At 68.6% G+C, this 23,139-nt stretch carries 25 protein-coding genes; 9 read left to right on the forward strand and 16 right to left on the reverse strand.

Annotation, left to right across the window (positions count from 1 at the left end; genetic code table 11):
- Nucleotides 1–6: 6 nt before the first annotated feature.
- The 5 genes from FN976_RS05875 to FN976_RS05895 all read left to right on the forward strand — a co-directional run bounded on the left by FN976_RS05875 (nt 7) and on the right by FN976_RS05895 (nt 2,828).
- The gene (locus FN976_RS05875) at nt 7–321 is read left to right on the forward strand and encodes a DUF883 family protein (RefSeq protein WP_145891942.1); all 315 of its coding nucleotides are present in this window, start codon (nt 7–9) and stop codon (nt 319–321) included.
- A gap of 11 nt (nt 322–332) precedes the next feature.
- Complete coding sequence (locus FN976_RS05880) at nt 333–707, forward strand: hypothetical protein (protein WP_145891944.1); 375 nt, start codon at nt 333–335, stop codon at nt 705–707.
- Nucleotides 708–734: 27 nt separating this feature from the next.
- On the forward strand, nt 735–1,187 hold the full coding sequence (locus tag FN976_RS05885) for a hypothetical protein (protein ID WP_145891946.1): 453 nt from the start codon (nt 735–737) through the stop codon (nt 1,185–1,187).
- A gap of 89 nt (nt 1,188–1,276) precedes the next feature.
- Nucleotides 1,277–1,591 carry a BON domain-containing protein gene (locus FN976_RS05890; RefSeq protein WP_145891948.1) on the forward strand — a complete coding sequence of 105 codons (315 nt, stop codon included), beginning with the start codon at nt 1,277–1,279 and terminating at the stop codon, nt 1,589–1,591.
- 64 nt (nt 1,592–1,655) lie between these two features.
- Entirely contained in the window at nt 1,656–2,828 is a 1,173-nt protein-coding gene (locus FN976_RS05895; RefSeq protein WP_145891950.1) for a zinc-binding metallopeptidase family protein, read from the forward strand.
- Nucleotides 2,829–2,870: 42 nt separating this feature from the next.
- On the opposite strand, the gene FN976_RS05900 is transcribed toward FN976_RS05895, so the two are convergent.
- The 3 genes from FN976_RS05900 to FN976_RS05910 all read right to left on the reverse strand — a co-directional run bounded on the left by FN976_RS05900 (nt 2,871) and on the right by FN976_RS05910 (nt 6,395).
- Nucleotides 2,871–3,302 (reverse strand): BON domain-containing protein, encoded by a 432-nt coding sequence (locus tag FN976_RS05900; protein ID WP_145891952.1) that lies wholly within the window; start codon nt 3,300–3,302, stop codon nt 2,871–2,873.
- Between the two features lie 124 nt (nt 3,303–3,426).
- Nucleotides 3,427–5,880 carry a ligase-associated DNA damage response DEXH box helicase gene (locus FN976_RS05905; protein ID WP_145891954.1) on the reverse strand — a complete coding sequence of 818 codons (2,454 nt, stop codon included), beginning with the start codon at nt 5,878–5,880 and terminating at the stop codon, nt 3,427–3,429.
- Entirely contained in the window at nt 5,877–6,395 is a 519-nt protein-coding gene (locus tag FN976_RS05910) for a MarR family winged helix-turn-helix transcriptional regulator (protein ID WP_145891956.1), read from the reverse strand. Before FN976_RS05910 ends, FN976_RS05905 begins: the two co-directional genes overlap by 4 nt.
- 96 nt (nt 6,396–6,491) lie before the next feature.
- Between FN976_RS05910 and FN976_RS05915 the strand changes: the two genes are divergently transcribed.
- The 4 genes from FN976_RS05915 to FN976_RS05930 all read left to right on the forward strand — a co-directional run bounded on the left by FN976_RS05915 (nt 6,492) and on the right by FN976_RS05930 (nt 11,560).
- Nucleotides 6,492–7,457, forward strand: a complete 966-nt coding sequence (locus tag FN976_RS05915) for a Bug family tripartite tricarboxylate transporter substrate binding protein (protein WP_145891959.1) — start codon at nt 6,492–6,494, stop codon at nt 7,455–7,457.
- A gap of 12 nt (nt 7,458–7,469) precedes the next feature.
- Nucleotides 7,470–8,465, forward strand: a complete 996-nt coding sequence (locus FN976_RS05920) for a Bug family tripartite tricarboxylate transporter substrate binding protein (protein ID WP_145891961.1) — start codon at nt 7,470–7,472, stop codon at nt 8,463–8,465.
- The gene (locus FN976_RS05925; RefSeq protein ID WP_145891963.1) at nt 8,465–9,784 is read left to right on the forward strand and encodes a sulfatase family protein; all 1,320 of its coding nucleotides are present in this window, start codon (nt 8,465–8,467) and stop codon (nt 9,782–9,784) included. The genes FN976_RS05920 and FN976_RS05925 overlap by 1 nt, the downstream gene beginning before the upstream one ends.
- A gap of 126 nt (nt 9,785–9,910) precedes the next feature.
- Nucleotides 9,911–11,560, forward strand: a complete 1,650-nt coding sequence (locus tag FN976_RS05930) for a SulP family inorganic anion transporter (RefSeq protein ID WP_145891965.1) — start codon at nt 9,911–9,913, stop codon at nt 11,558–11,560.
- A 9-nt stretch (nt 11,561–11,569) separates the two neighbouring features.
- Here FN976_RS05930 and FN976_RS05935 read toward each other — a convergent pair whose 3' ends face one another.
- From FN976_RS05935 to aspS, 13 genes are read right to left on the reverse strand one after another with little or no spacing between them, the layout of a single operon-like run.
- Nucleotides 11,570–11,965 carry a DUF6841 family protein gene (locus tag FN976_RS05935; protein ID WP_145891967.1) on the reverse strand — a complete coding sequence of 132 codons (396 nt, stop codon included), beginning with the start codon at nt 11,963–11,965 and terminating at the stop codon, nt 11,570–11,572.
- A gap of 49 nt (nt 11,966–12,014) precedes the next feature.
- Nucleotides 12,015–12,383, reverse strand: a complete 369-nt coding sequence (locus FN976_RS05940; protein ID WP_145891969.1) for a DUF2784 domain-containing protein — start codon at nt 12,381–12,383, stop codon at nt 12,015–12,017.
- Between the two features lie 7 nt (nt 12,384–12,390).
- Nucleotides 12,391–13,206 carry a DUF429 domain-containing protein gene (locus FN976_RS05945; protein WP_145891971.1) on the reverse strand — a complete coding sequence of 272 codons (816 nt, stop codon included), beginning with the start codon at nt 13,204–13,206 and terminating at the stop codon, nt 12,391–12,393.
- Nucleotides 13,203–14,081 carry a DMT family transporter gene (locus tag FN976_RS05950; protein WP_145891973.1) on the reverse strand — a complete coding sequence of 293 codons (879 nt, stop codon included), beginning with the start codon at nt 14,079–14,081 and terminating at the stop codon, nt 13,203–13,205. The genes FN976_RS05945 and FN976_RS05950 overlap by 4 nt, the downstream gene beginning before the upstream one ends.
- 10 nt (nt 14,082–14,091) lie before the next feature.
- Nucleotides 14,092–14,514, reverse strand: a complete 423-nt coding sequence (locus tag FN976_RS05955; RefSeq protein ID WP_145891975.1) for a BLUF domain-containing protein — start codon at nt 14,512–14,514, stop codon at nt 14,092–14,094.
- 17 nt (nt 14,515–14,531) lie between these two features.
- A complete protein-coding gene (folE, locus tag FN976_RS05960) occupies nt 14,532–15,254 on the reverse strand; it encodes a GTP cyclohydrolase I (RefSeq protein ID WP_432417849.1) in 723 nt (240 codons plus the stop codon).
- A gap of 58 nt (nt 15,255–15,312) precedes the next feature.
- Nucleotides 15,313–16,143, reverse strand: coding sequence for a DUF4124 domain-containing protein (locus FN976_RS05965; RefSeq protein ID WP_145891979.1), 831 nt, complete (start codon nt 16,141–16,143; stop codon nt 15,313–15,315).
- Nucleotides 16,140–17,834, reverse strand: a complete 1,695-nt coding sequence (locus FN976_RS05970) for an ATP-dependent DNA ligase (protein ID WP_145891982.1) — start codon at nt 17,832–17,834, stop codon at nt 16,140–16,142. The genes FN976_RS05965 and FN976_RS05970 overlap by 4 nt, the downstream gene beginning before the upstream one ends.
- 1 nt (nt 17,835) lies before the next feature.
- Nucleotides 17,836–18,864 carry a ligase-associated DNA damage response exonuclease gene (locus FN976_RS05975; RefSeq protein WP_145891984.1) on the reverse strand — a complete coding sequence of 343 codons (1,029 nt, stop codon included), beginning with the start codon at nt 18,862–18,864 and terminating at the stop codon, nt 17,836–17,838.
- A gap of 8 nt (nt 18,865–18,872) precedes the next feature.
- Complete coding sequence (gene clsB, locus FN976_RS05980) at nt 18,873–20,087, reverse strand: cardiolipin synthase ClsB (RefSeq protein ID WP_145891986.1); 1,215 nt, start codon at nt 20,085–20,087, stop codon at nt 18,873–18,875.
- Nucleotides 20,088–20,095: 8 nt separating this feature from the next.
- A complete protein-coding gene (locus FN976_RS05985; RefSeq protein WP_145891988.1) occupies nt 20,096–20,824 on the reverse strand; it encodes an endonuclease/exonuclease/phosphatase family protein in 729 nt (242 codons plus the stop codon).
- Entirely contained in the window at nt 20,821–21,270 is a 450-nt protein-coding gene (gene nudB / locus FN976_RS05990; RefSeq protein WP_145891990.1) for a dihydroneopterin triphosphate diphosphatase, read from the reverse strand. Before nudB ends, FN976_RS05985 begins: the two co-directional genes overlap by 4 nt.
- A 46-nt stretch (nt 21,271–21,316) precedes the next feature.
- The gene (aspS, locus tag FN976_RS05995; RefSeq protein ID WP_145891992.1) at nt 21,317–23,104 is read right to left on the reverse strand and encodes an aspartate--tRNA ligase; all 1,788 of its coding nucleotides are present in this window, start codon (nt 23,102–23,104) and stop codon (nt 21,317–21,319) included.
- Nucleotides 23,105–23,139 lie beyond the last annotated feature (35 nt).

Raw genomic sequence — 23,139 nt, forward strand, 5'->3', positions numbered from 1 at the left:
AACCCCATGACCCCGCAAGAAAAGACCGCTTCCATGCTGGACAACACCCGCCAGATCGCCACGCACGCGATGGAACGAGCCGAGGGCGCCATGAAGGATTGGCGCGACACCGTGCAGGGCGTCACGCACCGCGGCGTGAACACGTTGAGCGACAGCGCCGCCGCCGCGCAACGCCAGCTGGGCCTGTACGCGCAGAACAGCACGCGCTACGTGGCCGAGCACCCGATGAAGTCGGCCTTGATCGCCGCCGCCGTCGGCGCCGCGGTCGCGGGCCTGGTGCTCGCGTTGCGCCATCGCCGGAACAACGACAACTCCTTCTGAGCATCGCCGCCATGGTGCACCCGATCTTCTCCGTTCTGATCAGCAAACCCGAGCTGGTGATGGAGCACGTCGCCGGCTACGCCTCGCTGATGCGGGATGAAGCCTCGACGGTCGGCCTCGTGGTCGCGAAGCGGGCCGTCGCCTGGTGCGTCGCGCTGTTCGGGCTGCTGGTGTTCCTGATCCTCACCGGCGTCGCGGCCATGCTGGCCGCGCTGCACGGCGCGTTCCACTGGATGCTGATCGTGGCACCTGGGATCGCGCTGGCGGTCGCCATCGGGGGCTGGACGGTGGCGCGCCAGCGCCTGCCGGAAAAGGCGTTCACCGAGCTGAAGGCGCAGCTCGATGCCGATGCGCAGGCACTGCGCGCGATCGGCGCGCGTTCGTGAACGCCGGCCCGCGCGGAAAGGCCTGCCATGTCTGAGGCCACGGACAAACTGGCCCGCAGCCGCCTCGCCATCGTGGACCACATCCACCGGCGGGAGCGCCGGCACGATCCCCGCGAAACGCCGGCGCCGCCGGGCTTCGGCCTGGGTGGCGATGCGGAGCCGCCGGATCCTCCCGATCCGGGCAGCGGCTGGCTGGGGCACATGAAGCACGCGGTCAAGACCTGGTGGCGCTACCACCCGGCGCACATGGCAGTCGACATCGCCACGCCCATGCTGCAAGCCTATGCCCAGCGCAAGCCGGTGCAACTGCTGGCCATTTCGGCGGCCGCCGGTGCGGTGCTCACGTTCGCACGGCCCTGGAAACTCATTTCGCTCACGACCATCGCTGTCGCCGTCCTGAAATCGTCACAACTCTCGGGCCTGCTGATGGCCGCGATGTCGGCGGCGGACTATCGCAAGGACAACGACCGACCCGGATGAACGCAAGCCGGGCCGCGTGGTGCGGCGGCCCGGTATGCATTTTGGCAAGACCGCACTGGAAACCAACTTCAACTTTTAGGGAGCTCCACATGAAACAGACTCGCGCCATTGTCCTGGCCATCCTCACCGGCATCACCCTGGCCTCCACCGGCTGCGCCGTGATGCGTGGCCAGACCGACGCCGGCACTTATGTCGACGACCGCGCGATCAGCACCGCGGTGAAGGCCAAGCTGCTCGAAGACAAGATGGTCGGCGGCATGTCGATCAACGTCGACGTGCTGAACGGCTCGGTGGCCCTGTCCGGGTTCGCCAAGTCCGGCGCGGAGAAGTCCCAGGCCGAAGCGCTCGCCCGCAGCACCAAGGGTGTGCGCGAAGTCCGCAACAACCTGGTCGTGCGCCCGTAAGCCGGCAAGCCCGTCCACCAGCTGACAGGGGGCAGGTGCGCCAACGCGCGCCTGCCTTTTTTTCATGAAAACATTCCATTGCCAGTATTGCGGCCACCCGATCTTCTTCGAGAACGTGAAGTGCCTGCAGTGCGGCAGCGCCCTCGCCTTCCTGCCGGACCGGCTTTCCATGGCGGCTCTCGAACCCGTCCCGCGCGGGGAGGGTCTGTGGCGCCCGCGCATGCGCCGCAAGGGAGCGGCCTCGCAAGCCAGGTACCGCCTGTGCAGCAACAGCGCGCAGCTCCAGGCCTGCAACTTCGCCGTGCCGGCCAGCGACAGCAATCCGCTGTGCGCGTCGTGCCGCCTCACGCGCGTGCTGCCCGACCTGTCGCAACCGGACAACCACGAACGCTGGTACCGGACCGAGGTCGCGAAGCGCCGCCTGTTCTACACACTGGCCAAGCTGGGGCTGCTCTCCATGACGCCCCCCGACGGTGCCGCCGACGGGCCGGTGTTCGAGTTCCTCGCCGATCTACCGGGCCAGCAGGTGATGACGGGCCACTGCAACGGCGTCATCACGCTGAACGTGGCCGAAGCGGACGACACCGAGCGCGTGCGCCGGCGGGTCGAGATGCACGAGCCCTACCGCACGCTGCTCGGTCACCTGCGCCATGAGTCCGGCCATTACTACTGGGACCGGCTGGTGCGCGATGGTGGCCGCGTCGACGCGTTCAGGGAAGTCTTCGGCGACGAGCAACTGGATTACCAGCAGGCCCTGCAGGACCACTACGCGCGCGGCGGCGCCGTGCCGGGCTGGCAGGACAGCTTCGTGAGCGCCTATGCGACGGCCCACCCCTGGGAGGACTGGGCGGAAACCTGGGCGCACTACCTCCACATGGTCGACCTGCTCGAAGCCGCGGCCTCGTACAACACCAAACTCAGCATCCCCGGGAACGAGGGTGAAGTCGAAGAGGTGATCAACCCCCTGGAAACCGGGCTGCCGGACTTCAACGTGCTGGTGGACCAATGGGTTCCCGTGACCCTGCTCGTGAACAGCCTGAATCGCAGCCTGGGTCAGGAGGACGCCTACCCCTTCGCGCTGTCCGCGGGTGCCCTGGAGAAGCTGCGCTTCGTGCACGACGTCATCCGTGAAACCAAGGAGCAGATGACCTTGCACGCGCCGGCCGCGCAGGCGGTGGCAGCGGCGCCAGAGGCTGCGGATCCCGCTGCGGCGGCACCGGCGCCAGCCCAGATGTGACAAAGCCGCCCCACGGGGCGGCTTCATTTCGCAAGGGCGATTTCAGCCGAGCGTGAGCTGGTTGTCCACCGACTTCACATCCTTCACATGGCGCACCACCTCGGCGGCGCGTTCCTTGGCGGCCGGATCCGGGGCGGTCCCGCGCAGGGTGACGGTGCCCTCCCTGGCATCCACGTCGATCTTCAACGCGCTCAAGTCCGGGTCGGCCGCCAGCGCCGATTTGACCTTGACGAGGATCTGCGCGTCCTGCCCCAAGCCAGTCTCGGCGCCCGCACCCATGACACTGGTGTCGGCCGGCCGCACGGTCTCGTCGGTTTCCGTCTTCACTTCACCCACCACGGCAGGGCCCTGGAGCGCGGGGTTGGTGGGATTGCCGTTGGCGTCGGCCGTGTCGATGCGGTCGCCGCAGGCGCCCAGCGCCAGCAGCACGGCGAGCGACGAGGCCACGGCGAGGGTCTTGCCCAGCTGTCTCATGTTGATTTCCTTGTTCCGATCATCCTGAAATGGGACGGGCTTGCGTCCCGGCTCAGTCAATGTAGGCAGCCGCCGCCGCTGGGCCAGTCGGGCGGCGCCGGAAACGGATGTAGGACGCGCGACTTCAGGACGAAGTGTCCGCCTCCATGTCACGCAGGATGCGGTCGAGCCGCTGCGACAACTGCTCGGTCGACAGCTTTTCGCGAAAGCGCTCCACCATCAACGGCAGGCTCATGGGGCTGGGATGCCGCAGCGGCACGAAATCCATGCGCTTGTCCCGCATCCGCTGCAGCGTGGCGCCGAGCCGCGAAATTTCCAGCTCCTGGCTCAGCACTTCGCGTTCGGCCTGCGTCAGCAACAGGTTGGCGGCGTCGTACTTGCGGAACACTTCGAAAAAGAGGCCGCTGGACGCCTGCAACTGCTTGTTGCTTTTGGGCTGGCCGGGGTAGCCGGACGACACCAGCCCCGCGACGCGCGCGATTTCCCGGAAGCGCCGCTGCGCCAGCTCGGAGGAGTTGAGCGAAGCCAGCACGTCGGCCATGAGGTTGCGTGCCGCGAACATCCGCCCGCTCGTCACGGGCTCCACCTCGAACGGCTCGGCGCTCACGAGCTCGAAGCCATAGTCGTTGATCGAGATGCTGAAGGTGTTGGGCTTGTCCCGCGCCAGGCGCCAGGCGAGCAGGCTGGCCAGCCCCAGGTGCACATTGCGGCCTGCGAAGGGGTAGACGTAGAGATGCTGCCCTTCGCGCGACTGGAAGGCCTCGACCAGCAGCGTGGTGGGCGTGGGAATGCGCGAGAGCCGCTGCTGTGTCTGCAGCATCGGCCGCGCGGCTTCCAGTTCGGGCTCGAAGAAGTCGCCCTGCGCCGCCGCTTGCATCATCTCGAGCACGGCGTCGCTGAGCTCGGTGGAAAGCGCCATCTTGCTGCCCTGCCAGGTGGGCACGGTGCCCTTGTTGCGTGTGGCCTTGCGCACGTACGCGGCCATCTCGCGCACCCGCACGAACTCCAGCAGGCGGCCCGCGAAGAAGAAGCAGTCCCCGGCCTTGAGCCGGGCGATGAAGCCCTCCTCCATGGTGCCGAGGGTCTTGCCACTCAGGTACTTCACCTGGATCGCCGCGTCGCTGACGATGGTGCCGACACCGAGCCGGTGCCGCTTCGCAACGCCGCGGTCGGTGACGCGGTACACGCCATCCTCTCCGCGCACGATGCGGTGGTATTCCGGATAGGCGCCCAGGCTCTCGCCGCCGCGTTCGCAGAAAGCCAGCGCCCAGGCGAACTCCGCCTGCGAGAGATCGCGGTAAGCCCACGCGGTCCTCACTTCGGCAAACAAGGCTTCGGGCGTGAAACCGCCGCCCAGTGCCACGGTCACGAGGTGCTGCACCAGGACGTCGAATGGCTTCTCGGGAGATTCACGCTTCTCCACGCGGCCGACCCGCGCCGCCCAGCGCGCGGCCGCGGATTCGATGATTTCCATCGTGTTGGTCGGCACCAGCGTGATGCGGCTCGGGCGCCCCGGCGCATGGCCGCTGCGGCCGGCGCGCTGCAGCATGCGGGCGACGCCTTTGGCCGAGCCGACCTGCAGCACGCGCTCCACCGGCAGGAAGTCGACGCCGAGGTCGAGCGACGAGGTCGCCACCACCGCGCGCAGGGTGCCCTGCTTCAGGCCCTGCTCGACCCATTCGCGGGTGGCCTTGTCGAGCGAACCGTGGTGCAGCGCGATGTGGCCGGCCCAGTCCGGCCGCTCCTCCAGCAGCAACTGGTACCAGATCTCGGCCTGCGAGCGCACGTTGGTGAAGACCAGCGTGGTGCCGGAGCGCTCGATCTCCTCCACCACCGGCACTTTCATGCGGGCACCGAGATGGCCGGCCCAGGAGTACTTGCCCGGGTCGGGCGGGATCAGCGTGTCGATCGCCAGGGTCTTGTCGATGCGCCCCCGCACCAGGCGCGGCGCGGGCCGCGGATCCGGCGCGCACAGCACCTGCATCGCCTGCTCCAGGTTGCCCAGCGTCGCGCTCAGTCCCCAGGTCACCAGCGCCGGCTGGAACGTGCGCAAGCGTGCCAGCGCCAGCTGCGCCTGCACGCCGCGCTTGCTGCCGATCAGTTCGTGCCATTCATCGATGACCACGTATTCGACCGACGACAAGGTTTCGCGGGCGTTTTCGCGCGTGAGCATCAGCGTCAGCGATTCCGGCGTCGTCACCAGCACCGTCGGAAACTTGCGGTCCTGCCGGGCCCGTTCCGCGCTGGGCGTGTCGCCGGTGCGCAGCCCGATGCTCCAGGTGGGCGCCAGCTCACGCAGGGGCTCGGCCAGCGCCTTCGTCGTGTCCGCCGCCAGCGCCCGCATGGGGGTCAGCCAGACCACGCGCAGCGGTTCCGCCGCGCGGCCCGGCGGATAGCGCCCCAGCAGCGCTTCGAGCATGCCCAGCCAGACGGCGTAGGTCTTGCCCGAACCGGTGGTGGCGTGCAGCATGCCGCTGCGGCCTTCGGCGACCGCCTGCCACACCTCCTGCTGGAAGGCGAACGGCTCCCAGCCCCGGCCGGCGAGCCACGCCTGCAAACGTTCCCCTGCCACCGTCATCCAGTCGCGGTCCGCCCGCGGCCACCCCGGTGCCGGTCGGCTTTGGGCAATTCCGCCTGGGCCATCAGGGTTTCCGCCCGTTGCTGCAGTGCGGCCAGTGCCGTGTCGAGCAAAGCCACATCGGCGTCCGGCAATGCCGTCAGCAGGCTCTGGTTGATCTCGCGCACCAGCGGAAACAGCTCGCCGTAGAGCGCATGGCCCGCATCGGTGAGGGCCACGCTGGCCTGGCGCCGGTCACCGGTGCCGGTGGCGCGCCGCACCAGCTTCTTGGCCACCAGGGAGGTGATCGCGCGCGAGGTGCGGGCGCGATCCAGCTGGGCCCGCTCGGCCAATTGCGAGGACAGCAGGCCCGGCTCCTGCACCAGCGCGCCGATCACCCGCCACTCGCGCCGCGTGATGCCGAAGCGGCCCTCGCACAGGCGGATCACCATCCCGCCGGCCACCTGCAGGGCGCGGTTCATCCGGTACAGCAGCAAATCATCCAGTGCCTGCGGATGAGCGAGCCTGGAAGGCATAGGGTTTGTGCGGTGAACGATTGATTTGAACAATCAATTGTGGGGCAACTAGAGTGTGGATGGTCCGCGCGCGCGAACCCCACTCCGAAAGACCCCATGCACCTCCGCACCCCCTTGCTCGCCGTTTGCGCCATCGCACTCACTTCGTTGCTGGCCGGGCCGGCCGCCGCCCAGGACAAGCCGCCCTTGAAGATCCTGGTCGGTTTCCCGCCGGGCGGCTCGGCCGACCAGATTGCGCGCCTCGTCGGTGACGCGATCCGCGACGACTTCGCGCAGGTCACGGTCGAGAACCGGCCCGGGGCGGGCGGTCGCATTGCGGTGACGGCGGCGAAGAACGCCAAGCCCGATGGCCAGACCGTGATCATCTTGCCCAGCGGACCGATGGTCCTGTACCCCCACGTCTACAAGAAGCTCGACTACGACGCGGTGAAGGACTTCACCCCCGTCTCGCTGATCGCGCATTTCCAGTTCGGCGTGGTCTCCGGCCCGGCCAGCGGCGCGAAGAGCGTCGCCGAGATGCTGGCCAAGGCCAAGGCCGATCCGAAGACCGCCACGTATGGGTCACCCGGGCTCGGCTCCCTGCCGCACTTCATGGGCGTGCTGATGGAGCAGAGCAGCGGCGCGTCGTTCACGCACGTCCCGTTCCAGGGCGGCGGGCCGGCCAACACGGCACTGCTGGGAGGCCACATCGGCTACAAGTTCGACGTTGTCTCGGAGACGGCCGAATTGCACCGCTCGGGCAAGGTGCGCATCATCGCGGTGACGGGGCCGCGGCGCGACCCGCAGGTGCCCGAAGTGCCGACGCTGAAAGAGTCGGGCGTGAACATGGAAGCCACCGCGTGGTTCGCCATGTACGCACCGGCCGGCGTGCCGCCGGAGGCTCTGGCACGGCTGGAGCGCGCCGTGTCGGGCGCGGTGAAGAAGCCCGCCATGCAGGAACGCCTGCTCAAGCTGGGCTACGAGCCGGTGGGCTCCACCTCCGCCGAACTGGCGGCCGCGCAACGCGCCGACCTCGCGCGGTGGGAAAAGCCGATCAAGGCCACCGGCGTGAGCCTGGATTAGAAGGGTCGCACCATGAAACGCTTCTTCCTGTCGAAGTCTTTGCCATGTGCCGCGGTGCTGCTGGCCGCCGTGACCACCCTGGCCGCACCATCGGCTCTGGCGCAAGCGCCGGCCTGGCCCACCAAAGCCGTGAAACTGCTGGTCGGCTCGCCGCCCGGGGGTCCCTCGGACATCACGGCACGCCTGTTCGCCGAAGCGCTGTCCAAACGCACCGGCCAGCCGGCGCTGGTGGAGAACCGTCCGGGCGCCGGCAACAACCTCGCCGCCGCCGCGGCTGCCAAGGCGGAACCCGACGGCCACACGCTGGTGCTCAGCCCCGACACCGTGCTCACGGTGAACCCGCTGGTCTACGGCAACCAGGGCTTCGATGCGCGCAACGACCTGGTGTCCGTGTCCATCGTCGCGAGCTTCAGCCAGATGCTGGTGTGCAACCCTTCGGTTGGCGTGAAGACGGCCGCTGAACTGGTCGACAAGGCCAAGTCCACGCGCATCACCTACGCCTCCGGCGGGCCTGGCGTGCCCGGCCACCTGGCCGCCGAGATGTTCCTGCAATCGTCCGGCGCCCGCATGGACCACGTGCCGTACCGCGGTCCCGCGCCCGCCACGCAGGCCGTGCTGGCCGGCGAGGTCGGCTGCGGCTTCCTGGCGACACCCACGGTCATCCAGCACGTGAAGGCCGGCAAGCTGAACGCGCTGGCGGTGTCGGCCGGCACGCCCTCGCCGCTCGCGCCCGACGTGCCGACCCTGGCCAAGGCCTTGAGCCAGCCGAACCTGGACGTGAGCTTCCGCCTGGTGCTGCAGGTGGCGAAGGGCACGCCCGCGCCGGTGCTGGCGGCGATCGAACGCGCGACGATGGACATCCTGAAGGAGCCCGACATCCGCACCCGGCTGCTGGCCTCGGATCTCGTCGTGCAAGGCAGCAGCAGCGCGCAGGCGCACCAGGTGATGCAGGCCGAGATGGCGCGCTGGGAACCCCTGGTGAAGCGCCTGGAACTGAAGGCGAACTAGTGGCCGGCCCGAACGTCATCTTCATCGTCGCCGACGATCTCGGCTTCGCGGACCTGGGCTGCTACGGCGGCCGCGATGCGGACTTCGGCAAGGTTTCTCCCGTGCTCGATGGCCTGGCCGCGCACGGCATCCGCTTCACGCAGGGCTACTCGAATTCGCCGGTGTGTTCGCCCACGCGCTTCGCGCTGATGACGGCGCGTTACCAATACCGGCTGCGCGGCGCGGCGGAGGAGCCGATCAACAGCAAGAGCAAGGGCAGCACGACACTGGGCCTGCCGCCGGAGCATCCGACGGTCGCTTCTCTGTTGAAGCAGGCCGGCTACCGGACGGCGCTGATCGGCAAGTGGCACCTGGGCTACCCACCCGCTTTCGGGCCGCTGCGCTCTGGCTACGACGAATTCTTCGGGCCGATGTCGGGCGGCGTCGACTACTTCACCCACTGCAGTTCCAACGGCCAGCATGACCTGTGGTTCGGGGAAGAGGAACGCGCGGAAGAAGGCTACCTGACCGACCTGATCTCGCAGCGCGCCGTCGGCTACATCGACCGGGTGGCCGCGGACGGGGACACCCCCTTCTTCCTCAGCCTGCACTACACCGCCCCGCACTGGCCCTGGGAGACGCGCGACGACGAAGCGCTGGCGCAGGAGGTGAAGAACAACCTGTTCCACCTGCACGGCGGCAACATCCACACCTACCGCCGCATGATCCACCACATGGACGAAGGCATCGGCTGGGTGATGCAGGCGCTGCGCAGGCACGGCCTCGAGCGCGACACGCTGGTGATCTTCACCAGCGACAACGGCGGCGAACGCTTCTCGGACAGCTGGCCATTGGTGGGGGGCAAGATGGACCTCACCGAAGGCGGCATCCGCGTGCCATGGATCGCGCACTGGCCTGCGGCCATCGCGGCTGGTGGCGTCAGCGCGCAGCCCTGCATGACGATGGACTGGTCCGCCACGGTGCTGGATGCGGCCGGTGCGCCGCCCGATGCGGCCTATCCGCTGGATGGCGTTTCGCTGCTGCCGGCGCTGCACGATCCCGGGCACGGATTCGCTCGCCCCTTGCACTGGCGCATGAACCACCGCGGCCAGCGCGCCTTGCGCGACGGCAAATGGAAATACCTGCGGGTGGACGGCCACGACTACCTGTTCGACCTCACGGCGGACGAGCGCGAGCGCGCGAACCTCGCGGGCCGCGAACCCGCACGGCTGGCCGACCTGCGCGATGCCTGGGAACGCTGGAACGAAACCATGCCGCCGATTCCGGAGGATGCGACAGTGAGCCTGGGCTACGGCGCGAAGGACATGCCGCAGCGGTAGCGATGGCGGTGCCTTGGCCACCATGGATTGCGGGTCGAGCCCGCAATGACATTGGCGTTGTCATCCCGGACTTGACCCGGGATCCATGCAGGCATTGCAAGACGCCGCAATGACATACTCCAGTCGATGTCCAAGCTCTCCCGCTGGCTGCCTTTCCTGAACTGGCCCCGCCCCGGCGCCGACCTGCTGCGCAACGAGCTGATGGCGGGATTGACGGTCGCGCTCGTGATGGTGCCGCAATGCGTGGCCTACGCAGCGCTGGCCGGCATGCCGCTCGTGACGGGCCTCTATGCGGGCTTGCTGCCGCCGCTGGTGGCCGTGCTGTTCGGCAGTTCCACGCGGTTGTCGGTCGGGCCGGCCGCGCTCACCTGCGTGCTGACCGCGGCGTCGCTCAGCGGCCTGGCCGAACCGGCCAGCCCCCAGTGGGTGGCGCTCGCGGTCTGGCTCGCGCTGCTCTCGGGCCTCATGCAGCTGGCGTTGGGCGCGGGTGGCATGGCATGGGTTCTCAACCTGGTAAGTGCCCCGGTGCTGCTCGGGTTCACGCAAGCCGCCGCCTTGCTCATCATCGCTTCACAGTTGCCGGCGCTGCTGGGCGCGCAGGGAAGCGCGCTGGGACTGCTGCGCGATCCGCATGGCGACCCGGCCACGCTGGCGTTCGGGCTGGTCAGCCTGGCCTTGCTGGTGGCGGGCAAGCGGTTCGCGCCACGGTTGCCGATGGTGATGATCGTCGTGATGGTGGGCGCGCTGGTCAGCCGTTTCAGCGGCTACTCCGCCCGGGGCGCGGTCATCGGAAACCTGCCGGCCGGCCTGCCCACCCCCTACTGGCCGGGCTGGCCCGGTTGGGAGACGCTGGGCGCATTGCTGGTGCCGGCCCTGGTCATCACGCTGGTGAGCTTCCTGGAGACGGCGTCCAGCGCCAAGATCGAAGCGCAGCGCGACGGAAAGCGCTGGAACGACAACCAGGACCTGCTCGCGCAAGGCCTGGCCAAGCTCGCATCGGGCTTCTCGGGCAGTTTTCCCACCAGCACCTCCTTCTCGCGCTCCGCCATCACGCTGTATGCCGGCGGCAAGACGGGCTGGGCGACGGTGGCCACGGTGTTGTTCGTCCTGGCCGCGCTCCTGCTCACTTCGCTGCTGGCGCATGTGCCGCGCGCGGTGCTGGCGGCGATCGTCATCGCCGCCGTCGCCGGCCTGCTGAAGCCGCATGCGCTGCGCCAACTCTGGCACGTGGACCGCGTCGAGGCTGCCACCGCCGTCGTCACCTTCGCCGTGACGTTGCTGAGCGCGCCGCGCATCTACTGGGGCGTGCTGACCGGCGTGCTGATGGGGCTCACGCACTTCCTCTACCTGCGGCTGCATCCGCGCATCATCGAGGTGGGCCTGCACCCCGACGGCAGCCTGCGCGACCGCCACCTCTGGAAGCTGGCCCCGCTGGCGCCGCAGCTCTTCGCGTTGCGCATGGACGCCGAGCTGGACTTCGCGTCGGCCAGCGCGCTGGAACGCGCGATCGTGGAACACCTGTCGAGCCACCCCGACGTGCGGCACGTCTGCCTGTTCGCGCAACCCATCAACCGCATCGACGTGACGGGCGTGGAGATGTTCACGCAGTTGCGCGCCGTGCTCGCCGAGCGCGGCATCACGCTGCACATCAGCGGCATCAAGCTGCCGGTGGAGAAAGTGCTGCTGAAGGCCGGCGCGCTCGACGAGGGGCCGCTGCTGAAGATGTACCGCACCGATACCGAGACCCTGCTGGCGTTCGGCCGGCTCAGTCCCTGACCGGCTCGTTCACTCCGAAGTCCCCAGCATCACGACGGCGCAGATCTTCGCTGCGCCTTCCTTCAGGCGGACGACATAGACGCTGGATTCCGAACCGGCGACCGGCCGGCCGTCGGCATCCAGGTACGGCCACTGCACCGTCACGGAGGCCAGTTGCGGCGTGTGCCAGTCGATGCGCTGGACATCCGGCCGTGTGCCGGTGACGCCCTGCTGGTTGTACTGCGCCTTGGCCCCACCGAAGAAGGCAGCCACTTCGTCCAGCGTCGCCACGGCGCGGTTGCCTTCGGCGCTCACCACCAGTGCGGGGACCTCCCAGCAAGCCGCGGCGCCGGGACCGTCGCCGCTGGTGAAGGCGCGCGCGAAGCGCTGGAGCATGTCGCGCACTGCGTCTTCGTCGTGTTCCATTCCGCAAGCGTACGGTCGGCGCCCGCGCGGCGGACCCCAACGTAACAATTCATGCGCGGCGCCAGGCCCGCCAGCCCAGCAAGGCGTAGACGATGGCGTTGAACAGCAGGAGGCCGCCGCCCAGGGTCCACTGCAGCTCACGGGTCAGCCCGGCCGGATACAGGACGGGCAGCAGGTAGTGCTCGACGAAGCCGCCCGGATAACCGGCGCCGCCGGCCGCCTGGCGCAGCTGGTTTTCCAGTGGGGTCAGCGGGCAGATGCTGCCGCTGAATTCCACCCAGGCGGCCCACGCAAGCGCGGGCAGATGCACGGCCGGCGCCCGGCGCCAGAGCAACCCGAGCAGGCCACCGGCCACGGCGAATGCCACGAACAGGAGGTGCAGCAGCACCACGGCGTCGGCCAGCAGGCGATGCGTCATGCCGCCCTCATGCGCTGACGATCCAGCCCTCCAGCGGGTCCAGGTCCGCCGGCAGCCCGTAGCTGGGCGCCCCGTGCTGCGCTGCCCATGCCGCCTGCATCAGGCAGAGCACCGCATCCAGGCTGTCGCCACTGGCGTCGTGCACCAGCGCCTCGTGCTGCGCATGCGTGAGCTTGAGGCGCAGGCCCAGCCGCGTGCTGCCCTGCTCCAGCGCGTGCAGGATGTCCTTGCGTGCGATCAGCCGTTCGGGCGTCTGCCTGGCCTTGTCGTCGGCCTTGTAGCTGCGCTGCGCGATGCACTCGCGCGCCAGCAGGCCTGGGTACGCTTCCAGCGCGACGCGCGCGGGGTCGCCCGCATGCAGGCCCGGCAGGTGGACGCCTGCTTCCAGCAGCAGCGGCACGCCGGCATGCAGCATGTAGGCGACGGGCGGGTTGACCCACTTCATCGAGGGGCTGGAACCGGCCAGCTTGTCGAAGCGGCGATGCGCGAACTTGCCGCCCGGGGGGCGCGCGTCGCAGTAGGCGGCGAAGGTCTCGCGGATTTGTGGCCGCGTGAGCCCCGCGTAGTGCCGCATGCACTCGCGCCACTGCGTGGGCCAGCCGAGGTGCTCCACCAGTTCCCGCGGCAGGCCGAAAGGGAAATCGAAGCCGCCGACCCAGGGGCGCGGCTCGGCCAGCCACGCGGCGAACGCGGCCAGCGATTCCAGCTTTTCCAGCCGTTCCAGCCGCACGCGGCCACGGTCCGCCGTGCCCAGGGCCAGCACAATGGGTTTGCGCCGCGTCGGCGCGCTGGAAAAGTCGCAGCCGAGCAGTGGTGTCGTCATAGGGCGAGCGCCACCACGCCGGCCGCGATGCACGCCGCGCCCACGAGTCGCGGGCCGCGGTCACGCTCACCCAGCAACTGCCCGCCCAGCAGCGCGGCGAACAGCATCGACACTTCGCGCGCCGGTGCCACGTGCGAGAGCGGTGCCATCTGCATCGCATACAGCACGAGCACGTACGACACCGGGCTCACCACGCCGACGAACAGCGCGTACTTGCGCTGGCTGCGCCAGAGCGTCCGCGCCGCCGGCACGTCCCGCAGTACCGCCGGCGCGACGACCACGAGCCGCAGCAACGCGCCCATGTAATCGACGAGGATGGGCGACATCAGCAACACCTTCACGCCGTAACCATCCACGACGGTATAGCCCGCGATGAAGGCGCCGCTCGCCACTCCGTACACCATGCCCTTGCGCACGCGCTGCCGCTGCGCGGGATCGTGCGAAGCCCGCCACAAGCCCGGCCCACCGGCAATGAGAAACACGCCCACGACGACGCCGGCGATGCCCGCCACGCCCAGCGCCGAGATGTGCTCGCCCAGCACGATGACGGCCGTGAGCGAGGACAGCAGCGGCGCCGAGCCACGCGCGAGCGGGTAGACCACCGTGAGGTCGGCCTTGCGGTAGCCGCGCAGCAAAAAGAGGAAGTAGCCGGTGTGCAGCAAGGCGCTGGCGGCGACCAGGGCCCATTCGTGCCAGCCCCAGCCGGGGAGTTGCCGCAGGCCGAACCAGATGCCGAGCGGCGCCCAGGCGACCAGCATGACCATCGTGGTGAAGGCGGCGAAGCGGACGTCGCCACCGGCCTTCTTGGCGGCGACGTTCCAGCTGGCATGGATCAGCCCGGCGAGCAGGACGAGCGCCAGCGCGGCCGGCGGCATCGCCGCCTGGTCAGGCGCGGCCGCAGATGGCTGCGGTGGCCATCAGGTCTTCCAGCAGCGCGAGAGACACCTTGCCCGAGACCCCGTACGGATCGAGCTCCGGCTTCTCGGAATACTTCAGCAGGATGGAGTGATTGAGCTTGGAGATGTTGACCTGCCCCATGCTCCAGCCGCCGAAACGCCGCTCGGAAATCTCTTCGTAGTGCAGCAGGGCGACGTCCTTGTGGCGCGCATCCTTCTGGATGGTGCCGAACAGCTCGCTCACCTGCATGCGGCCGCCTTCGATGGCCTGCAGGAAGATGCCGCCGCCGTAGCAGAGGATGCCCGTGATGCCGCTCACCGGGTTGTGCTGGCGGGCCTGCGAGAGGATGGATTCGATGGCATCGGGCGTGGTGTCCACGGCGCGGCTGCAGTACAGGAGACGGACCAGCATGGGGAACCCTTGGGCTTTCAGCGCGGGATCAGCGCCAGGAACTCGCGGCGCAGCGCGGCGTCCTTCAGGAACGAGCCGCGCATCACCGAGTTGATCATCTTGCTGTCCATGTCCTTCACGCCGCGCCAGGCCATGCAGTAGTGGCTGGCCTCCATGACCACCGCCAGGCCGTCGGGCTGCGTCTTGACCATGATCAGGTCGGCCAGTTGCACCACGGCTTCTTCCTGGATCTGCGGGCGGCCCATCACCCATTCGGCCAGCCGCGCGTATTTGGACAGGCCGATCACGTTGGTGTGCTCGTTGGGCATGACGCCGATCCAGAGCTTGCCGATGACCGGGCAGAAATGGTGGCTGCAGGCCGAACGCACGGTGATCGGGCCGACGATCATCAGCTCGTTCAGGTGCTCGGCGTTGGGGAACTCGGTGATGCTGGGCGCCTTGACGTAGCGGCCGCGGAACACCTCGTTCAGGTACATCTTGGCGACGCGGCGAGCGGTGTCGCCCGTGTTGTGGTCGCCAACCGTATCGATCACCAGGCTGTCCAGCACGCCCTGCATCTTGACCTCGACCTCATCCAGCAGGGCTTCGAGTTCGCCGGGCTGGATGAAGTCCGCGATGTTGTCGTTGGCATGGAAGCGCTTGCGCGCGGCAGCGAGGCGCTCGCGGATCTTCACCGACACGGGGGTCCCCTCGTCGGTGGCGGGTGCGAGCTGGCTGGACGGATCGGCTTTCATCAGCATCGGAAATGGTAACACCAGGGCTTTGCCGGCGCAGTCCGGTCGCCTATCCCGCCAATATCTAGGGAGAAGCGGGGCGCCAGCGCGAGTTGTCCGCGGGCGCATTCGCCGCGCGGTAGCGCTCGCGCATCTTTTCGACGGCCTCCCGGTCGCTCATGCGGGAACCGGGCTGCGAAGGCGCGGCCGCCTGGGGCGCCTCGGGTTCCTCGTTGCCGAACCTCGCCCGCATCGCCTGGTTGCAGGCGAGGAAGTCCGCTTCCGACACCCGGCCGGCCTGGCGTGCTTTCTCGTGCTGCAGGTAGCTCATGATCGATTCGGGGTTGTCGTGGTTGTGCGGCAGCCCGAGGACATGGCCGATCTCGTGCGTGAGCACGCGCAGCATGTCCTCCTCGCGGAACCACACGTTCAACGCGATCCCGTGCGCCAGTCCGCCGGTGCCGGCCACGTTGCTGCGGAGGTACTTCGGCTCCCAGCGGATCGGCACGCGCTCGGCCGTGCCCGGCAGCTTCGCGGGGGCACGCCCCGCATAGGTCAGCCGCACCTGGCAGCCGGCCATCCATGCGCCCATGGCGGAACGAATGGCGGCTTCCATGCGCTCGGTGGTGAAACCCACCGGTTCTTCCCGCGGGTCGTACGTGAACACGAGCACGGCCTCGGTCGGTGCCTTGTAGGCCTTCCGCGGGGTCGTGGGTCCGGAAGGCGCAGCCTGGCCCGGCGTGACGTGCAGCTTCACGGCATCTTGCCGGCCCTCGCCGCAGACCTGGATCTGGTAGGTCACCTTGCCGGCGGCATCGACACAGCGGAACACCTCCCGCTGCGCCAGCGCTGGTCCGGCCGCGAGCGAGGCCGCCATGGCGAGCAGCAATCCGGCGATGGTGGAGGCGGAGCTCACAGGTTCAGCAGGGTTTCCAGATCCTGCAGTGTATTGGCCTCTGCCAGGGGCTTGTCGTGCCGGATGCGCAGCATGCGGGGAAACCGCACCGCGATGCCGCTCTTGTGGCGCGGGCTGCGGTTGATGCCCTCGAAACCGAGTTCGAACACCAGGCTGGGTTTCACGCTGCGCACCGGGCCGAACTTCTCGATCGTGTTCTTGCGGATGATGGCGTCGACCTGGCGGAACTCTTCGTCGGTGAGGCCGGAGTACGCCTTGGCGAAGGCGACCAGCTGCAACGCGCCCGGCTGCGCGGGCTCCTTGCGGGCGATCGCGTCGAGCACCGCATCCACTTCCGCCTGGTCCGCCGGCGGGCGGCTCCAGACGGCGAAGGTGTAGTCGGTGTACACGGACGCGCGGCGGCCATGCCCGGCCTGCGCGTAGACCAGCACGCAATCGATGGTCATGGGGTCGATCTTCCACTTCCACCACAGGCCTTCCGCTTTCGTCCGGCCGGTGCCGTAGGCGGCATCGAGCCGCTTCAGCATGAAGCCCTCGACCCCGCGCTCGCGCGATTCCTCGCGTTTGCGGGCCAGCCCCAGCCATGAGGTGTCCTGCTCCACCGGGGAGAGCAATACGCCGGTGTCTTGCAGCAAGGCTTCGAGCCGGGCGCGCCGCTCGCGTTGCGTCAGGGGCCGCACGTCGGTGCCATCCTGCTCCAGCAGGTCGTACGCCATGAAGCTCACCGGCGCATCGGCCAGCACCTTTTTCGTCACGTTCTTGCGGCCGATGCGCTGCTGCAGGAGCGAGAACGGCGCGGGGCGGTCGCCCTGCCACACCAGGATCTCGCCGTCGATGACGGTGCCGTCCGGCAGCTGCGCGGCGAGCGCCTCGATCTCGGGGAATCGCTCGGTGACCAGTTCCTCGCCGCGCGACCAGACCCAGGTCTTGCCGCCACGGCGCACGATCTGGCCGCGGATGCCGTCGTATTTCCATTCGACCATCCAGTCGGTGACCGGCCCCAGGCGCGAGGTGAACAGTTCGGGCGGCAGGTCCAGCTGGTGCGCGAGGAAGAACGGATAGGGCTGGCCGTCGTCGCGCGGGCCTTCCAGCGCTTCTTCCGTCCGCGCGATCAGGGCCTCGTAGCGCTCGGGGGACGGCAGGACCTTGCCATCGGTGTAGCCCATCATCCGCTGGGCCACGCGCTTGGCGTCGATGCCCGCGTGCGAAGCCAGGGCGCGCTGCACCAGCAGCTTGCTCACTCCGACGCGAAAGCCGCCACCGACCAGCTTGGTCAGCAGGAAGCGGCCCTGCGTGTCGAGTTCGCGCCAGTAGTCCACCATGCGGCGCGCGACATCGTCGTCGGGCAGACCACGCAGCGGCAGCAAGCGCTGCTCCACCCATTCCGCGAGGCCGGTTTCCGAGGTGGCTGCACCCGCCGGCAGCACGAGCGCGATGGTCTCCGCCAGGTCGCCCACCGCCTGGTAGCACTCGTCGAACAGCCATGGCGGGATGTCCGCGACTTCGCAAGCCAGCGTGGCGAGCGTGGCGGTCTTCGCGACCTGGCGCGGCTTCCCCCCGGCCAGGAAATAGACGGCCCAGGCCGCGTCCCGCGGCGGAGCGATGTCGAAGTAGCGCGCGAGGGCCTCGACCTTCTCGTTGGTCGAGGTCGTGGCGTCGAGCTCGCTGAAGAGGCGGGAGAAGTGCTTCACCTCAGGATGCCTCGGCCCCCCGAGCCGCCTGCGCGTCGGCTTCCACGCTGTCGTCGCCGTACTCGGTGTCGAACGACCCGGCCTGCAAGCCCTGCTCGCCGAGGTGACGGACCATCACCGGGATGCTGCCGTGCGTGACGATCACGCGCCGCGCACCGGTGGCTGCGATGGCACTCATCAGGCCCGGCCAATCGGCATGGTCGGACAGCACGAAGCCACGGTCGTAGCCGCCGCGCCGGCGATTGCCGCGCACCTGCATCCAGCCGCTGGCGAAGGCCGTGCGGGCGTCGCCGAAGCGCCGCATCCACGGGCTGGCGGCCGCGCTCGGAGGGCAGATGACCAGGCAGCGCCGCAGGTCCGCTTTGTCCTGCACTTCCGTGACCATGCGCGTGTCGGGCAGCACGACGCCCGCGGCGCGATAAGCGCGATTCAAGGGATCGACGGCCCCGTGCACGATGATGGGCCCGATACTGGCATCGACGCCGGAGAGCGCCCGCTGCGCCTTGCCGAAGCTGTAGCAGGTGAGCACGCTGGCGCGCCCGTGGCTGGCGTTGCGCGCCCACCAGCTGTTGATGTCGGCGAAGGTCTCCGCGTCGGGCCGCCAGCGGTAGATGGGCAGGCCGAAAGTGGATTCGGTGATGAAGACGTCGCAGCGCACAGGCTCGAACGGATCGCAGGTCGGATCCGGCGCCACCTTGTAGTCGCCACTGGCCACCCAGATCTGGCCGCCATGCTCGAGCCGCACCTGCGCCGAGCCCAGCACATGGCCGGCGGGATGCAGCGAGAGCTTGACGCCATGGTGCGTGATGGCCTCGCCGTAGGCCAGCGTCTGCAGGTGGATCTCGCCGAGCCGCTGGCGCAGCACGCCCTCGGACGGCGCGGCCGCCAGGTACTGCCCGCTGCCGATGCGGGCGTGGTCCGAATGCGCATGGGTGATGACGGCGCGCGCCACCGGGCGCCACGGGTCGATGTAGAAATGCCCCGGCGGGCAATACAGGCCTTCGGGCCGCTGGACGACAAGATCCACCATCGCGAACGCTACAGGTATTTCTTGCCCTGCACGGCCAGTGCGACGCGCATCACGACCAAGGCCAGCCATTCCTTGGCGCGCTGCAGCGGCGGCCGGAGCGCGAACTCCTCGGCCACCATGGCCTTGCCTTCCAGCTCCATGGCGCGCACCAGCCGCGACCGCAACGCCTGCGCGAACTCCCGGTCGTCGACGACCACGTTGGCCTCGCGGGCCAGCAGCAGGCTGAGCGGGTCGAGGTTGGAAGAACCCACGGTGGCCCAATGGCCGTCGATCACGGCCACCTTGGCATGCAGGAAACTGGGCGCGTACTCGTGGATCTGCACCTGGGCGGAAAGCAAGGCACCGAAGACCGGGCGCGCCGCGTAGTACTGCATGAAGTATTCGTAGCGACCCTGCAGCAGCAGGCAGACGCGCACGCCGCGGCGCGCGGCCGCGATCAGCGCGCGGCGCATCCGGCCACCCGGCACGAAATAGGCGTTGGCGATGATGATCTCCTCGCGGGCCCGGCCGATTGCGCGCAGGTACGCGCGTTCGATGCGGGCACGATGGCGCAGGTTGTCACGCAGCAGCAGGGCCGCCTTGGCGGCGGTCCGCTCCCCCGGCGCCGGCGCGGCCAGGGGCGTGGCCTGCCCGATGGCGCGCCATGAGACGAGTGCGCCGCCCAGGCGCGCCTGCCGCAGGCGGCCCATGGTTTCCGCGCGCTGCCACTGGCGGGTCATGGTCTCGTGCATGTCGGCCACCAGGGGCCCCGTGACGCGCAGCGAAAAATCGAAACGCGGCGACTCGAGGACGCCATGGTTGGGATCGTGGAAGTCGTCGAGGATGTTGATGCCGCCGCAGAAGCCGGTGCGCTGGTCGACCACGCACAGCTTGCGGTGCAGCCGGCGCCAGTGCCCGGGCCACAGCAGGCCCAGGAAACCGAGCGGTGCGAAAGCCTGCCATTGCACGCCGACGAATTCCATCCGGGTGAGCCGGCCTTCCGGTGGCTCGCCGGTGCCGACGTCGTCGACCAGCACCCGCACCAGGACGCCGCGCCGCGCCGCCCGCTCCAGGGCGTCCGCCACCTCGCTGCCGCTGCCGGTGAAGTCGAAGATGTAGGTCTCCAGGAGCACCTCGGCCTGCGCGGATTCGATGGCTGCGATCAGCGCGGGAAAGAATTCACGGCTGCCCTCCAGCAAGCGCAGGGTGTGACCTGATCGAGGAACGGGCGCACCACGCGGCATGGCCGGTCCTAGATCTTGAACTCCGCGATCAGCGGAAGGTGATCGGACATGCGCCACCAGATGCGCCCGCGCGGGACTTCCACGCCGACCGGTTTCAATCCACGGCTGTAGACGTAGTCCAGCTGCGCCAGGGGCAGGCGCGAGGGGTATGTCAGGGCGCGCTCGCCGATGAAGTCCTTGAATCCCAGCTTGTTCATGGCCGCCCGCAGCTTGCCGCCCCAGTCGTTCAGGTCGCCCGCGACGATGACTGGTGCGGTGCGGGGCACCTCGCGCTCGATGTAGCGGCCCACCTGCTCGATCTGCCGCAGGCGGCTCGCCGGGATCAGCCCCAGGTGCAGCACGATCACGTGCACTTCCTTGCGTCCCACCCGCACGGGCACATGCAGCAGGCCGCGCTGCTCGAAGCGGTGATCCGACATGTCCTCGTGCGCATGCAATGCCATCGGCCAGCGCGACAGCAGGGCGTTGCCATGCTCGCCATGGCGGGTGGTGGCGTTGGTCTGGTAGACCGCGGCGTAGCCTTCGGGGCAAAGGAATTCCGCCTGCGGCAGCTCCGGCCAGCGTTGGAAATAGCGCGCTTCGGTGCGATGGAGCTTGCGCACCTCTTGCAGGCACACGATGTCGGCGTCGAGCTGCTCGACGGCATGGCCGAGGTTGTGGATCTCCAGCCGCCGGGCCGGGCCCATCCCCTGCACGCCCTTGTGGATGTTGTAGGTCGCGATCCGCAAAAGGGTCATGCGGCAAATTGTGGCAGCATCAGGATGGCTTCGGCGTTCGATGGCGAGAAGCAGGCGTCCGCCGCCTCGAGATAGTTCAGCCAGCGATGCTCCGTGTGTTCGCGCGGGTTGAGCCGCACCGCCGTGCCGGGCGGCACCAGCAGGCCGAACACGTGCTCGGTGTTCCTCGTCACACCGGGCGGATACCGGTGCCGGTACGCCGGCCAGATGTCGTAGACGTTTTCCAGCTCCCAGTCGGTGAGGCGGCAGTCCGCGCAGACGATCCCCGTCTCCTCGAACACCTCGCGCACGGCGGTCGACTGGAAGCTTTCCTGCTCCGTGTCCTTGCTCCCGGTGACCGACTGCCAGTGTTCCGAACCGTCGGCTCGCCGGATCAGCAGGACGTCGAGCGCGGGCGTGTGAACCACGACCAGGACGGACTGGGGGATCTTGTAGGGGCGTGCCATGAATGCGAAAGGGCGCCGCGGCGCCCTTTCATTCTGCCCCACCGCCTCAGGCCGCCGCGGTATTGCGCAGCTTGATGTGCAGCTCGCGCAGCTGCTTCTCGTCCACCGGGCTCGGTGCCTGGGTCAGCAGGCACTGGGCGCGCTGCGTCTTCGGGAAGGCGATCACGTCGCGCAGGCTTTCGGCGCCCGTCATCAGCATCACGAAGCGGTCCAGGCCGATGGCGATGCCGCCATGCGGCGGCGCGCCGTACTGCAGCGCGTCCAGCAGGAAGCCGAACTTGGCCTGGGCTTCCTCGGCGTCGATCTTCAGCGCGCGGAACACCTTGCTCTGCACTTCCTCGCGGTGGATCCGCACGGAGCCGCCGCCCAGCTCGATGCCGTTCAGCACCGCGTCGTAGGCCTTGGCCACGCAGCGTCCGGGGTCGGTCTCGAGCCAATCCTCATGCCCGTCCTTCGGGGACGTGAACGGGTGGTGCACCGCGTTCCAGCGCTGGCCGTCCTCGTCGAACTCGAACATCGGGAAGTCGACCACCCACAGCGGCTTCCACTTGCCTTCGATCAGGCCGCGGGCCTTGCCGAATTCGCTGTGGCCCACCTTCACGCGCAGTGCGCCGATGGCGTCGTTGACGATCTTGGCCTTGTCGGCGCCGAAGAAGATCAGGTCGCCGTCGGCCGCGCCCGTGCGCTTCAGGATCTCGGCGATCGCGGCATCGTGGATGTTCTTCACGATCGGGGACTGCAAGCCTTCGCGGCCCTTTGCGGCCTCGTTCACCTTGATCCAGGCCAGGCCCTTGGCGCCGTAGATCTTGACGAACTCGGTGTAGCCGTCGATCTCGCCGCGGCTCATCTCGCCGCCGCCCGGCACCCGCAGGCCGACCACACGGCCGTCTTCGGCGTTGGCCGGGCCCGAGAACACCTTGAAGTCGACGTCCTTCATCACCTCGGTCAGCTCGGTCAGTTCGAGCTTGACGCGCAGGTCCGGCTTGTCGGAGCCATACAGGCGCATCGCGTCGGCATGCTTCATCACCGGGAACTCGCCCAGCTCGACGTCGATGGCCTTCTTGAACGTGCTGCGGATCATGCCCTCGAACATCGTGCGGATCTCTTCCTCCTTGAGGAACGAGGTCTCGACGTCGATCTGCGTGAACTCGGGCTGGCGGTCGGCGCGCAGGTCCTCGTCGCGGAAGCACTTGGTGATCTGGTAGTAGCGGTCGAAGCCGGCCACCATCAGCAGCTGCTTGAACAGCTGGGGCGACTGCGGCAGGGCGAAGAACATGCCGTCGTGCACGCGGCTGGGCACCAGGTAGTCGCGCGCGCCTTCCGGCGTGCTCTTGGTGAGCATCGGCGTCTCGACGTCGATGAACCCGTTTTCATCGAGGAACTTCCGCACCTCCATCGTCACCTTGTAGCGCAGCCTCAGGTTGTTCTGCATGTACGGCCGGCGCAGGTCCAGCACGCGGTGCATGAGGCGCGTGGTTTCCGACAGGTTTTCGTCGTCCAGCTGGAAAGGCGGCGTCACCGAGGGGTTCAGCACGGTCAGTTCGTGGCAGAGCACCTCGACCTTGCCGCTCTTCAGGCTGTCGTTGGTCGTGCCCTCGGGGCGGGCGCGCACCAGGCCCTTGATCTGGACGCAGAACTCGTTGCGCAGGCTTTCGGCCAGCTTGAACATGTCGGCGCGGTCCGGGTCGCAGACCACCTGGACGTAACCTTCGCGGTCACGCAGGTCCACGAAGATCACGCCACCGTGGTCGCGGCGCCGGTTGACCCAGCCGCACAGGCTCACGGTCTGGCCCAGGAGGGCCTCGGTCACCAGACCGCAGTAGGTCGTACGCATTTGTTGATTCACGGAGGATAACGCGCCGCCTTGCG

The organism is Caenimonas sedimenti, from assembly GCF_007833165.1.
GTDB lineage: Bacteria > Pseudomonadota > Gammaproteobacteria > Burkholderiales > Burkholderiaceae_C > Ramlibacter > Ramlibacter sedimenti.